The 12,119-nt window shown below is 68.9% G+C and carries 11 protein-coding genes; 4 read left to right on the plus strand and 7 right to left on the minus strand.

The window, feature by feature from the left end; all coding sequences use genetic code 11:
• Positions 1-12: 12 nt before the first annotated feature.
• Positions 13-1,485: a tRNA uracil 4-sulfurtransferase ThiI gene (gene thiI / locus D571_RS0108370; RefSeq protein ID WP_018936232.1), complete on the minus strand. Its 1,473-nt coding sequence runs from the start codon at positions 1,483-1,485 to the stop codon at positions 13-15.
• A complete protein-coding gene (locus tag D571_RS0108375; protein ID WP_038046948.1) occupies positions 1,482-2,450 on the minus strand; it encodes a DUF523 and DUF1722 domain-containing protein in 969 nt (322 codons plus the stop codon). The genes thiI and D571_RS0108375 overlap by 4 nt, the downstream gene beginning before the upstream one ends.
• A 236-nt stretch (positions 2,451-2,686) precedes the next feature.
• Here D571_RS0108375 and D571_RS0108380 point away from each other — a divergent pair, with 236 nt between their 5' ends.
• Positions 2,687-3,625 carry a pentapeptide repeat-containing protein gene (locus D571_RS0108380; protein ID WP_018936234.1) on the plus strand — a complete coding sequence of 313 codons (939 nt, stop codon included), beginning with the start codon at positions 2,687-2,689 and terminating at the stop codon, positions 3,623-3,625.
• A gap of 31 nt (positions 3,626-3,656) precedes the next feature.
• Here the strand turns inward: D571_RS0108380 and D571_RS0108385 are convergent, their stop codons facing one another.
• Positions 3,657-4,334, minus strand: coding sequence for a hypothetical protein (locus D571_RS0108385; RefSeq protein ID WP_018936235.1), 678 nt, complete (start codon positions 4,332-4,334; stop codon positions 3,657-3,659).
• Between the two features lie 117 nt (positions 4,335-4,451).
• On the opposite strand from D571_RS0108385, the gene D571_RS0108390 reads away from it, so the two are divergent.
• Complete coding sequence (locus tag D571_RS0108390; RefSeq protein WP_018936236.1) at positions 4,452-4,997, plus strand: hypothetical protein; 546 nt, start codon at positions 4,452-4,454, stop codon at positions 4,995-4,997.
• Positions 4,998-5,054: 57 nt separating this feature from the next.
• On the opposite strand, the gene katG is transcribed toward D571_RS0108390, so the two are convergent.
• From katG to D571_RS0108410, 4 genes are all read right to left on the minus strand, one after another.
• Positions 5,055-7,280: a catalase/peroxidase HPI gene (gene katG / locus D571_RS0108395; RefSeq protein ID WP_026287717.1), complete on the minus strand. Its 2,226-nt coding sequence runs from the start codon at positions 7,278-7,280 to the stop codon at positions 5,055-5,057.
• A gap of 115 nt (positions 7,281-7,395) precedes the next feature.
• Complete coding sequence (locus tag D571_RS0108400; protein WP_018936238.1) at positions 7,396-8,238, minus strand: PH domain-containing protein; 843 nt, start codon at positions 8,236-8,238, stop codon at positions 7,396-7,398.
• 57 nt (positions 8,239-8,295) lie between these two features.
• Positions 8,296-9,186, minus strand: a complete 891-nt coding sequence (locus D571_RS0108405) for a hypothetical protein (protein WP_232196952.1) — start codon at positions 9,184-9,186, stop codon at positions 8,296-8,298.
• A gap of 48 nt (positions 9,187-9,234) precedes the next feature.
• On the minus strand, positions 9,235-10,104 hold the full coding sequence (locus tag D571_RS0108410) for a hypothetical protein (protein WP_018936240.1): 870 nt from the start codon (positions 10,102-10,104) through the stop codon (positions 9,235-9,237).
• Positions 10,105-10,284: 180 nt separating this feature from the next.
• Between D571_RS0108410 and D571_RS0108415 the strand changes: the two genes are divergently transcribed.
• Positions 10,285-11,007 carry a TetR/AcrR family transcriptional regulator gene (locus D571_RS0108415; protein ID WP_018936241.1) on the plus strand — a complete coding sequence of 241 codons (723 nt, stop codon included), beginning with the start codon at positions 10,285-10,287 and terminating at the stop codon, positions 11,005-11,007.
• A complete protein-coding gene (locus D571_RS0108420; protein WP_018936242.1) occupies positions 11,004-12,116 on the plus strand; it encodes an efflux RND transporter periplasmic adaptor subunit in 1,113 nt (370 codons plus the stop codon). Before D571_RS0108415 ends, D571_RS0108420 begins: the two co-directional genes overlap by 4 nt.
• Positions 12,117-12,119: the final 3 nt, after the last annotated feature.

The raw sequence follows: 12,119 nt of genomic DNA on the forward strand, positions 1-12,119 counted from the left end.
TCGGGCCTTTTTTTATCCCGTCGAAATCCGACCCTGCTTTTTCAGACGGTCCACCCCGCCACGGAAGGCCCGCGCGCGGAACCCGGCCCGCTGCATGCGTTCGGCGATCACCGCCGAATTGCTGCCGCGCTGGCAGTAGAGCACGTATTCGCGGTCGGAGGGCCAGTCGGCGAACGTCTGCAGCAGGGTGTCGGCCGGGTGGTTTTCCGCCCCCGGCCAGTGCCAGCGCCGATAGGCCTCCGGCGGCTGGCAGTCGATCACCGTGGCCCCCTCGGGGATGCGGTCCACGAAGATCCCTTCACCCTCCCCCGCAACCCCGTCCGGTCCGTCATCCGCTGCCAGCGGGTCGCGCTCGCACAGCGAATCGATCGCCTGCTGAAGAATGGCCGGATCCAGCGCCCCTTCGGCCCGTTCGATACGCGAGGTGCGACTCTCGACCAGCGGCGGCTGCTCCGTCAGCGCGCAGAATTCCGGCACCCGTTCGCACAGCTCGAAGGTGCCGATCGCGCGAGCGCGGTCGGTGATCTCCTGCTTGTCGAAGCCGATCAGCGGCCGCAGTACAGGCAGCGTGGCCGCCGCGTCGATGGTCTGAAGATTCGAGAGGGTCTGCGAGGAGACCTGGCTCAGGGCCTCGCCGGTGACCAGGGCCTCGGCCCCGCTGCGCGCCGCCACCGCCTCGGCCGCGCGGTACATCAGCCGTTTGAGCACGATCTGCCACATGTCGCCCGGGAGGCTGGCGCGCAGATCTTCCACCACCGCCTCGAAGTCGACCACGTACAGCCGCGGGCGGGTGCCGTGTGCCCAGTCCCCCGCCAGGCGCCGCGCGATCGCCGCCACCATCGCCTCGTGCGTCGGCCCGCCGAGGTTGCAGAACACGAAATCCGTGGCGGCGCCGCGCCGCATCAGGTACCACGCGGCCACCGCCGAATCGAAGCCCCCGGACAGCAGCACCAGGGTACGCCCCTGCACCCCCAGCGGCAGCCCGCCGGCCCCGCGCCGCCGCTCGCTGAACAGCCACGCCCGGTCCTCCTGCAGATCGATGCGAACGGTGACGTCGGGCGCATCCAGGTTCACCTTTCCGGGGCCATTGAGGGCCGCGCCCGCCTCGCGCTCGATGCGGGTGGCCGACACGCGTTTGGTACCCTGGCGCTTGCAGCGCACCGCGTAGGTCCGGCCGCGCACCACCTCGGTGAAATGCCGCCGCACCCCGTCGACGATGGCCTCCAGCTCGGGTTCGACCTCGGCTACCACCGGCGAGAAGGTGCTCACGCCGAACACCCGCGGCAGGATCTCCAGCGCCCGCTCGCGTTCCGTCGTGCGCAGCAGCAGACGCCCCTGTGCAGTGGCCAGACGGTGCGGGATATCCTCCAGTGCCCGGCGCAGGTTGCGCTGCAGGATGCGGGTGAAATGGCGCCGCGTGCCGGGCGCCTTCAGGTGGATCTCCGGCGCCTGGCGGAGAATGATCAGATCGGATTCGGCAGTCATTCGGTCGCGGGGTCTTCACCCGTCAGCAGTTCATCCGGCGCCGGCCGCAGATAGCTCTGCCGGCGCACCCAGTCCAGTTGCAGCGCATCCGCGTGCTCCCGCAGCCGGCGCACCACCGACATGCGGTCCCGGCGGCCCGCACCGTAGTCCTCGATGGCGGTCTGCAGGGCCGCACGTTCGTCCGCGGGCAGGTGCTCGCGGAAATGTCCCAGCAGATGCTGCAGCACGTTCACGTGCGCGCCGCGCGTGGTCCCGCGCGCCAGCGCCCGGGCAAACACCTCTGCATATTCGGCCGCCAGCTCCGCGCGCGGGCGCGTCCCGGCGGCCGCTACCAGACGACCCAGGTGGTCGTAGTCCGGCCGGCCGTGGGCCAGCAGCAGCATCTTTTCGCGCGCATGGAAGGCCGACAGGTCACCGGCGGTCCACTCCGTGGCCAGGCGCTCGCGCAGCCGCGCCAGTGCGAACAGCCGGATCACGAAGGCCTCGCGCGCCGCGGCATCGTGCAGCACGGTCTCGTCCGCCAGCAGCCGTGACGGGTCGGCCGTTTCCAGCGCCGCGGCGAACAGTCCCGGCCGCGGCTCGCGCTGTCCGTTAACCGGCACCGCGCGCCCGCAACTGGGCGAACGCGCCTTCAGCAGATACCCGTCCGGCCCGTCGGCATCTTCCAGCTCCGGCAGCCGCCGGTCGATCCAGGCCTGCAGCACCGGCGCATGGTCCTGTCCGCTCTCGCGCCCGCGCAGACGCAGCCGGTCACCGGGACCGCGCTCCAGCTGCATCGGCTCGCGCGGGGTCCCCAGACCGGCCTCGGCCTCCGGACACAGCGCCACCACCTCCACATACGGCAGCAGCACGCGCGTCAGCCATGCCTCGTGGCGGTGGCCGCCGTCGTAACGCACGGCCTCGCCCAGCAGGCAGCGCGAAATCCCCAGCCGGGGACGGGGCGGAGAAAGTTCTGGATCATTCATCATTGCGCCGCGGGGCCCGTGAACGGCCCCGGTTGTCCGTATCTCGGGGCCGCATATGTTAGGCGGCCACGCAACTGGAAGGAAATCGAACCCGCCGGAAGAGCCCCTCTTTGGCGATCCTCTGTCCCAGAAGACTCCTGTCGCGACGCCGGCAGACTGCGGGACCAGGTGGGCGGCTGCATCGCCACCCGGATCGGGTTCTTCTACACTGCAGACAGACAGGCACGGGAACAACGATGAGCGAGGCACCGGAAGGCGCAACGCAGCACGACCGCGACGGTTACAGGCTGTGGTACACCCGGCGCGACGGCGAGGTTCACGGCCCGTTCCCCGCCCATCTGATCCGGCGTTATCTGATCCTCGGGCGGCTGACCCCGGACGACGAAGTCGGGCCGACGCCACACCAGTGGTACCCGCTGCGCGAGGTGCCCGAGCTGATCCCCGAGGAACTGCTGCATGCCGACACCCCGGAAGGGATGGAACGGCTGCAGCAGGCCCGTCTGCGCGAGGACGAGCGCCTGCGCGAACGCCGCGCTGCGGACGAAGACACCCCGCCGGAACTCCTCGAACGCCGCGCGGGCGAGCGCCGCCGGCCGGAATCGCCCGAGGCCCTGACGCATCGTCGGCAGTGGGTCGAACTGCTCGCCCTCCCGGCACAGCACATCCCCGTGGTCCTGCGCGGGCGGCGGCGCTGGATCATCCTGGGGGCCACGCTGGCCGTGACGGTCATGCTGCTTTGGCTGCTGCGCGAGCCGTCACCGGAGACCACCGCCCGCGACTGCTCGGCACCGGCCGCTCCGGAGGTCAACTGGAACCGCTGCGAAATGCCGGTGGCCGATCTGCGCGGAGCAGACCTGACGCGGGCGAGCCTGCGCGAGACCCGGCTGTCCGGCGCCCGCCTGCAGGGGGCCCGGCTGGACGAGGCCCTGCTGGAATTTGCCGACCTGAGCCGGGCGAACCTGTCCGACGCGCGGCTGCGCGAGGCCCGACTGCGGGGGGCCAGCCTGCGCGGCGCGGACCTGAGCGACGCCGACCTTTCCGGCGCCGACCTGCGCCACGCGGACCTGCGTGACGCCAACCCGGAAGACGCCGGGCTCGAAGGCGCCCGTCTGGGCCGAGCACTGTGGCCGGACGGATCGCGCTGCCCGCCCGAGGCCGTCGGCGCCTGCGAGTGATGCGCGCGAGGCCGTCGCGGACAGACCGGTCTCAGACAGGCCGTGCGAGGGCGTTGCGGATGTCGGGGATGCCCTTGACCCAGTAGAGCAGCGCCACGCAGCCGGCGAAGAAGGCGATCGCGGCCCAGTCGAACAGCTCCTTGTAGCGCACGGTGTCGGCCGCCAGCAGCAGGGTCATCATGCCAAGGTAGGCCAGCGCGAAGGCCAGGTGGATCAGCATGTCGCGGTAACCGCCGCGGGCCACCCGGTACCAGACCAGTACGGTCAGATGCCACAGCGCCAGGAACAGGAACAGGAAGGGCAGCATGGTGTCGCCCAGCTCCACGCTGGTGGCGGCCTCGCGCCCGCCCAGCGAGGTCAGGTGACCGATCAGCAGGATGGCGTACAGCCAGGCCACCAGCGTGACCTCGACCAGATCCAGCAGGAACAGGACCACGATTCGGCGCGGGCTGAGCCCGGCCAGGCGGGCGCCGTTATCGGGATTGCAGAAATAGGCCGAATAAGCGACGAACTTGTAGGCGGTGAAGACCGTAACCAGCGCCGTCAGCACGATGCGCTTCCAGAACTCCGGGTCCCGGATGGTGGACGGGTGATCCGTCAGGAACTGCACGTATTCGACCGAAACCACCAGCAGCCCCAGCGCGATGACCGCCAGGATCAGATCGCTGATCTTCTCGGAGAGGCGGTTATAGAAGGTATTGGTATTCATCGCGGATTCTCGTCCCTGTGCATGCGGTGGCTCGATCGATGTCCCCTGCGTTTGAGGGGCGACGGCGGGAGGAGCGCAGTTTAGGCTGTTCGCCATATCCCTTCCACTGGAGGCAGCATGCAGCCGACGAAACCGAATACCCGCACCCGTGCCACCCTGCTGACGGGTCTGGCGGCCGGCGCCGCCCTGACGCTGACCGGCGGACAGGCCGTCGCCGGCGAGGTGGTGATGAGCGGCACGATCGATGGTGACGAACGGACCTGGGAGCGCTTCGACACGGATGACGGGGGGCCGGCCTTCTTCACCGACCTGCCCGGCGGGGCCCGCCTGTTCAACCTGCACGGACTGCGCGACGGCAGCACGCCAAACCCCATGGGCTCGCTGATCGTCAGCGTAACGACCTTCAACGACAACGTGGGCAGGGTGGAGATCAGCTACTACCACGAACAGGCCGGCGGCCCCGATTTCGTGGGCAACGACGAGCTCGAGAATGTCGAGTACGAATTCGACCGCCTGGAGGTCGACGGAGACACCGCCCGCATCAGCGGCCGGGTTTCGGGCGAGCTGCACCACCGGGAGAATCCGCTGAGCGAGGAGACGGACGCTTCGCGCACGCGGTCGGTGGAGGTGGAGTTCGACACCACCCTGCCCGAACAGGAGTAGGACAAGAGCCGGAACAGGACCGGGCGCCCGTTGCAGGCGCCCGGCAACCGGTGGTGATTACATCAGATCGAAGCGATCGTTGTTCATCACCTTGTTCCAGGCATCGACGAAGTCCCAGACGAACTTCTCCGCCGCGTCGTCCTGGGCATAGGCCTCGGCCAGGGCACGCAGCTGCGAGTTGGAGCCGAACACCAGGTCCACGCGGGTCCCGGTCCACTTCACCTCGCCGGTGGCGCGGTCACGCCCCTCGAAGCGATCGGCCTCCTCGCCCACGGGCTGCCATTCGATGCCCATGTCGACCAGGTTCACGAAGAAGTCGTTGGTCAGCTGCCCGGGACGCTCGGTCAGCACACCATCCTTCGAGCCCCCGTGGTTGGCATCCAGGGCGCGCATGCCGCCCACCAGCACCGTCATCTCGGGGGCGCTCAGACCCAGCAGCTGGGCGCGGTCCAGCAGCATCTCCTCTTCCGCCACGGTGAAGCGCGCGCGGCGGTAGTTGCGGAAACCGTCGGCCTCCGGCTTCATCGGCTCGAAGGACTCGGCGTCGGTCTGTTCCTCGGTGGCATCCGTGCGGCCGGGGACGAACGGCACGTACACCGGGTGCCCGGCATCCGCCGCGGCCTTCTCGATGCCGGCCGCCCCGCCCAGCACGATCATGTCGGCGAGGGAGATGCGCTTGTCGCCATACTGCTCGTCGTTAAAGGCCCGGCGTACGCCCTCCAGCCGGTCCAGCACCTTCGCCAGCTGCTGCGGCTCGAACGCCTCCCAGTCCTTTTGCGGCGCCAGGCGGATGCGGGCCCCGTTGGCCCCGCCACGCTTGTCGGACTGACGGAAGGTGCAGGCCGAACACCAGGCGGTGGCCACCAGCTCCTGCACCGTCAGTCCGGTCGCGAGGATCCCGGCCTTCAGCCGTTCGGCGTCCTGCTCGTCGATCAGCACGTGATCTGCCGGCGGCACCGGGTCCTGCCAGATCAGGTCCTCGGCGGGGACTTCCGGGCCGAGATAGCGATCTTTCGGCCCCATGTCACGGTGCGTCAGCTTGAACCAGGCGCGCGCGAAGGCGTCAGCGAACTCCTCCGGGTTCTCCTTGAAGTGCAGCGCGATCCTGCGGTACTCGGGATCCTCGCGCATCGCCATGTCGGCGGTGGTCATCATGATGCCGACCTTCTGCGACGGGTCCTCCGCGTCCGGGGCGTGGTCCTCGTCGGCGAGGTTCTTCGGCACCCACTGCGAGGCCCCGGCCGGGCTCTTCGACAGCTCCCAGTCGTACTTGAACAGCACCTCCAGGTAGCTCATGTCCCACTGGCGCGGGGTCGGGGTCCAGGAACCCTCCAGCCCGCTGGTGATGGTGTCGCGGCCCTTGCCGGAACCATAGCTGCTCTTCCAGCCCAGGCCCATCTCCTCCAGCGGCGCGGCCTCCGGTTCCGGTCCCACGTGGGCCGCATCACCGGCGCCATGCACCTTGCCGAAGGTGTGCCCGCCGGCGGTCAGTGCCACCGTCTCGTAGTCGTTCATCGCCATGCGCGCGAAGGTCTCGCGGATGTCGTGCGCCGACTTCAGCGGGTCCGGGTTGCCGTCCGGACCCTCGGGGTTCACGTAGATCAGGCCCATCTGTACTGCGGCCAGCGGATTCTCGAGTTCACGTTCGCCGGAGTAACGGCTCTTCGCGTGATCGCTGGTCGCCAGCCACTCGTCCTCGGCACCCCAGTAGATATCCTCTTCCGGGGCCCAGATGTCCTCGCGACCGCCGCCGAAGCCGAAGGTCTCGAAGCCCATGGATTCCAGCGCCACGTTGCCGGCCAGGATGTACAGGTCGGCCCAGGAAATCTTGTTGCCGTACTTCTGCTTGATCGGCCAAAGCAGACGCCGCGCCTTGTCGAGGTTGGCGTTGTCCGGCCAGCTGTTGATGGGGGCGAAGCGCTGGTTGCCGGTGGACGCCCCGCCCCGGCCGTCGGCGGTACGATAGGTCCCGGCGGCGTGCCAGGCCATGCGGATCATCAGCGGCCCGTAATGGCCGTAGTCGGCCGGCCACCAGTCCTGCGAATGGGTCATCAGCTCGGCCAGGTCCTGCTTGACCGCCTTCAGGTCCAGCTGGCTGAAGGCCTCCGCATAATCGAACTCCGGCCCCAGCGGATCGGACTCGACCCCGTGCTGATGCAGGATGGCGAGGTTCAGCTGGTTCGGCCACCAGTCACGCGGCCCGCCACCGCCGGCGTTGTTGCGGGTACGGCTTCCATGCATGACCGGGCAGCGGCCAGCGGCATTCGGGGTGTCTCCTGCCATCTCTCTCTCCTTCTCTCGTTGTGTTGGTCCCTCGAGATATAGCAGGGGCAGCCATAAAAGACATTATCGAGTTCACATTGTCTTGATAGGGCGCACCTATCGGGGAATCGAAAAGCTAGAGACGCGCCCGGGTGCGCTGCACCAGGCCGGCCGGATCGCGCAGGCCCGGAACGACCTTGGCGTGGCCGTCGGCGTCCACCACGGTCACCTTGCCGAAGCCCAGCCAGCGCCCCAGCCAGTGCTGCCTGACCCCGATATCGCCGACGCGCCTGAGCTCGAAGCGCACCACGCGCTGCCACAGAAGGCCACTGGCCACGTGCAGATAGCGATCGGTCAGTACCGCCTCGGAATTCACGAAACTGGCCAGCGCACGGATGGCCAGCCCCGGCAGGACCACCAGGTACAGCACCGCCGCGGCCCCCTGACCCCAGACCCCGAACGGGCCGATGGCCAGCAGTGCCGTCACCCCCAGCACCACCAGCGCCGGCAGGAACACCGCCCAGTGGGCGTTGGTTTCCAGCTCCACGTGGGCATCCGCGCCCACTTCGTCCCGCAGCTCGATCGAACGCCGCCCGAGAAACCCCAGCAGGCTGATCACCACCGCCGGTGGCAGCAGCAGGATCCCCGCGACCATCAGCATGTTGCCAACCCGCGAGCCCGACCACGCGACCCCGGCCACCAGGGTGATCACCGCCGAGATCATCAGCGCCACCGCCAGCATCCACAGGGCACGGCGCACGCGTTCCTGCCGGCAGGCGGTACGCGCCGCCCGCCCGCCCGGCCACCAGCGAATCAGCGCCGACGCCAGCGTCAGCGGCAGCAACACCACGAAGGCCGCCACGAATCCGAGTGAACTCTCGCCGCGCACCAGCATGGCGCCCAGCAGCGCGACCACCGTCGCACCCGCCAGGATCAGCGGCATGCGCCGCACCAGTCGTGCCCAGAACCCCTGCGCCATCACGTCCTCTTGCGGTTGTCCGTCTCCGGAAAAGGCGCCAGTCTATCAGCGAACGGCTTATTCCTCGGCGGCCGGCGGCTCGGCCGCACCGGAGAACCCCGGTCCGCGCACGTCCTCGATCTCCCAGCCGCGGTCCATGTCGCGGCCCGTCACCCACCAGTCATGCACGTGCAGGCGCAGCGGGCCCCGCACCCGTTCCTCGAAGCGCGACGGCAGCACATACGGCCCGACCTCCTCGTACTCCAGGAACGTGGTGTCCACGTGTGCGCCCTGCGTGGGCTCGAAGCCCTCGAGCGTGATGTGCACGCGGTAGAGCCGGTCGGTCTCCGGGTGGATCCACATCACCACCTCGTCGCGTTCGGCAAAGCCGAAGCCCGGTTCGATGGTCGCCAGCACCCGGTGGTAGTCCACGCCATCCTCGCGCCGGTCCGGCAGGCGCTGCAGATCGGTGGCCCGGTGCTTCACGAAACTGGGGCCGAAATGGAACAGCTCGCCCGCGTCGATGGTCATCGCGGTGGCGGCGACCCGGTCCGGATCGGTCTCGAACTCGCCGTTGTAGTACACGCTGATCGTGCCCTCGTGGCGGAATACGTGCTTCACCCCCTCGGGCCCGGTGTACTCGCGCACGTACAGCGAATCCGCCGGGCGATAGCGCTCTTCCGAACGCCCGCGAAAGCCGGTATCCGTCACCAGCGGCTGGATGCGCTGGATCATGCGTCCCCATTCGCCGTCGGTGGCCATGTTGAAGTCGCGCGGGTCCTCGCGCAGATCGCCCCCGTGGGCCTCCAGCGTGCGCTCGAACAGGGTCTCGGCCGACAGCCCGTCGGCGAACTCCCGATCCGGTGCCGGCTCCGGAAAGGCGCGCCCGCAGCCCGCCAGCAACACGATCAATCCCGCCACGCTCGCAAGCCGCCAGCCCGCGGCTGCTGTCCATCCCGTCCGTACCATGGCCATCCTCCCCTGCGTGCGACCCGGGCCCTGCGGCCCGGTATCCGTCTACTCGGGATCCGGGGGCACGCCGGAAAGTTCCACGTGCTCGGACCCCACGAACTCCCACAGCTCCGGCATCAGCCGTTCCATGCGTTGCTGGATCGCATCGGAGACCAGCAGCGTGTGGTCGATCCCCTCGGTCCAGCCGAAGATCGAATGGGTCAGCTCCTCGCGGGTGCGCACGCGGTTGCGGATGTCGTCCAGCAGGCGACGGAACTCCGAGGGGGTCGGCTGTACCCCCAGTGCCCGGAACAGCTCGCCGAGCCCGGCCAGCAGGCCCTCGGCCTCCGGCCCCAGACCGAAATCCTCCGGGCGGTAATCCGCCTCGCCCACCGAGGCGCGCGGCACCCACACGGTAAAACCGACCTTCTTCAGCGAATGATAGATCGGCTCCTCCGAGATCAGCAGCAGCATCAGCCGTTCCGGACTGGCCACGAAGGACGACCCGCCCATCGACCATTCGCGGTCGACCACGAAGCGGTACAGCCGAAGGTGCTCGCGGAAATCCGCCGCCTGCAGCTGATCCAGGATCAGGATGGTGCGCTCGCCCTCGGAATACGCGCAGGCGCTGGAGACCTCCCGGTCGAACGCCGGGATCGGCGGCTCTTCGCGCCCTTCCTCTTCCGGGTTGGACGCCGGCTGTGCGGTCGGCGCCGGGTCCTGCGCCTGGGTGAAGTCGTGATAGAGCACGTGCGGGACTTCCAGTGCCGCGGCCAGCGCGTTGGCAAAGGCCGTCTTGCGCCGGCCCGAATCCCCCTCGACGTTCAGCGTGGGGATCACGCCGCCCGCCTGGGCCAGCACGCATTCCACATGGTGGGCGTAATCGATGTTCGACTCGAACCCGTTGTCCGCCATCCGTTCGCGCAGTGTCTTCATGAGCCTTCCTCGTGGCCAGCCTTCCCCTCAAGGATACGTTCCCGCTGGCCGGCGGGGGTATGGAACCGGCCCTCCAGCTGACGCCGATCGGCCGCGGCGTGTTCCAGCCTCCGACGCGAACCCGAAACAATCCATGAATTCGGTTCACAAACCGTTCCGGGTTCGCTAGCCTGCAGCGTCATGGGAACCGAAGACCGCAAGCAACGCGAGCGCCAGGCACGCGAACAGCTGTTCATCGACAAGGCCCACGAGCTGATCCGCACGGACGGCCTGCTGGCACTGCAGATGTCGAAGCTGGCCTCCGCCTGCGAATACGCCACCGGCACGCTGTACCAGCACTTCGCCTCCAAGGAGGATCTGCTGGCCGCGGTGGCGACGCGCACCACCATCCAGCACGCCGAACGCTTCCGCCGGCTGCCGGAGCTGCCCCTGGGCACGCGCTCGCAGATGCTGGCGATCGTACTGACGGACCTCGATTTCGCCGCCGCCAACCCGGACCACTACCGCCTGATGCAGTACCTGCTCACCGAGGCGGTCTGGGCGCAGATTTCACAGGAACGCCGCGAGGCTCTGCTCACGGCCGCCCAGCCGATCAGCGATGCCGTGAGTGGCGTGGTGGAAAGGGCCCGGGAAAAGGGGGACCTTCCCGTGGCACGGGAGATCTCCGCCGAAGAGATGGGGCTCGGCCCCTGGGCCCTGAACCAGGGCATGCAGAGCCTTGCCAATGCCCGCGGCCTGCTGGAGGCCTATGACATCGGCCAGCCGCTGGATCACCTGCTGCGCCATTTCCACGCACTGATGACCGGCTGGCGCTGGGAGCCGCGCGTGGACCCCGACGAACCCTCGGTGGTGCGCGCGGAGAGCGAGCGCGTACGCGCCGTGCTGCAGGAGGCCTTCCAGTGAGTCGCCGTTTCTTCTACATGCTGTTCGGCGTGGCCGTGGTGCTGGGCGGGATCTTCGGATTCAAGGCCTTCATCGACCAGCAGATCGCCGAATATTTCGAGGAGATGCCCGAACCCGAGGCCACCATCAACGCAGCCACCGTCCAGACCGACGCGTGGACACCCGAGACCCGCGCCATCGGCAGTCTCGAGGCGGTGCGCGGCGCGACCCTGAGCTTCCAGAGCCAGGGCCTGGTGGATCGCATCCTGTTCTCCAGCGGCACCGAAGTGGTCGAAGGCGAGACCCTGGTGGAGCTGGACACCGCCCTCGACCGCGCCGAGCTGGAGAGCCTGCAGGCCGCGGCCATGCTGGCCGAAAGCGAGCTGCAGCGCGCCCGCGGGCTGGCCGAGCGCGACAGCATCTCCGACTCCGAACTGCAGCGCCGGCAGACCGAAGCGGAACAGGCCCGCGCCGCCGTGCGCTCGCAGGAAGAACGCATCCGGCAGAAGCGCCTGCGCGCGCCGTTCGACGGCCAGCTGGGCATCCGCCAGATCGACGAGGGCCAGTTCGTCGGCCCCGGCGATCCGGTGGTCGAACTGCAGACCCTGGACCCCATCCACCTGGATTTCTCCCTGCCCGAGCGGCGCCTGAGCCAGATCGAGCTGGGCCAGGAGGTGCGCGTGCGGGTGGATGCGCACGACTCCACCTTCAGCGGCGAGATCACCGCCATCGAACCCCGGGTGCGCGCGGCCTCGCGGATGTTCCAGGTGCAGGCCACCCTCGATAACGAGGACCACCGCCTGCGCCCGGGACAGTTCGCCCGCGTGACGCTGGAACGCGGCGAGGCCGAGGAAGGACTGGTGGTGCCGCAGACCGCCATCCGCCACGCCCCGTGGGGCCAGTCGGCGTTCGTGGTGTTCGAGGACGATGACGGGCAGAAGCGGGTGGAACAGCGTCTGGTCGAGACCGGCGAACGGCGCGGCGACCTGATCCGCATCCGCGACGGGCTGGAGGAAGGCGACACCGTGGCCGCCAGCGGCCTGCTCAAGCTGCAGAACGACACCCCGGTGAACATCACCGAAGACGCCCAGCCGGATGCCGAGCGCGACCCGCGCCCGGACACTCGCTGACCC

Source organism: Thioalkalivibrio sp. ALJ24, from assembly GCF_000377785.1.
Taxonomy (GTDB): Bacteria; Pseudomonadota; Gammaproteobacteria; order Ectothiorhodospirales; family Ectothiorhodospiraceae; genus Thioalkalivibrio.

What these genes read in the sequence shown, in the direction of transcription:
- thiI (WP_018936232.1), bottom strand. Translation starts at nt 1,485, where the DNA reads ATGACTGCCGAATCCGATCTGATCATTCTCCGCCAGGCGCCGGAGATC.
- D571_RS0108375 (WP_038046948.1), bottom strand. Translation starts at nt 2,450, where the DNA reads ATGAATGATCCAGAACTTTCTCCGCCCCGTCCCCGGCTGGGGATTTCG.
- D571_RS0108380 (WP_018936234.1), top strand. Translation starts at nt 2,687, where the DNA reads ATGAGCGAGGCACCGGAAGGCGCAACGCAGCACGACCGCGACGGTTAC.
- D571_RS0108385 (WP_018936235.1), bottom strand. Translation starts at nt 4,334, where the DNA reads ATGAATACCAATACCTTCTATAACCGCCTCTCCGAGAAGATCAGCGAT.
- D571_RS0108390 (WP_018936236.1), top strand. Translation starts at nt 4,452, where the DNA reads ATGCAGCCGACGAAACCGAATACCCGCACCCGTGCCACCCTGCTGACG.
- katG (WP_026287717.1), bottom strand. Translation starts at nt 7,280, where the DNA reads ATGGCAGGAGACACCCCGAATGCCGCTGGCCGCTGCCCGGTCATGCAT.
- D571_RS0108400 (WP_018936238.1), bottom strand. Translation starts at nt 8,238, where the DNA reads ATGGCGCAGGGGTTCTGGGCACGACTGGTGCGGCGCATGCCGCTGATC.
- D571_RS0108405 (WP_232196952.1), bottom strand. Translation starts at nt 9,186, where the DNA reads ATGGTACGGACGGGATGGACAGCAGCCGCGGGCTGGCGGCTTGCGAGC.
- D571_RS0108410 (WP_018936240.1), bottom strand. Translation starts at nt 10,104, where the DNA reads ATGAAGACACTGCGCGAACGGATGGCGGACAACGGGTTCGAGTCGAAC.
- D571_RS0108415 (WP_018936241.1), top strand. Translation starts at nt 10,285, where the DNA reads ATGGGAACCGAAGACCGCAAGCAACGCGAGCGCCAGGCACGCGAACAG.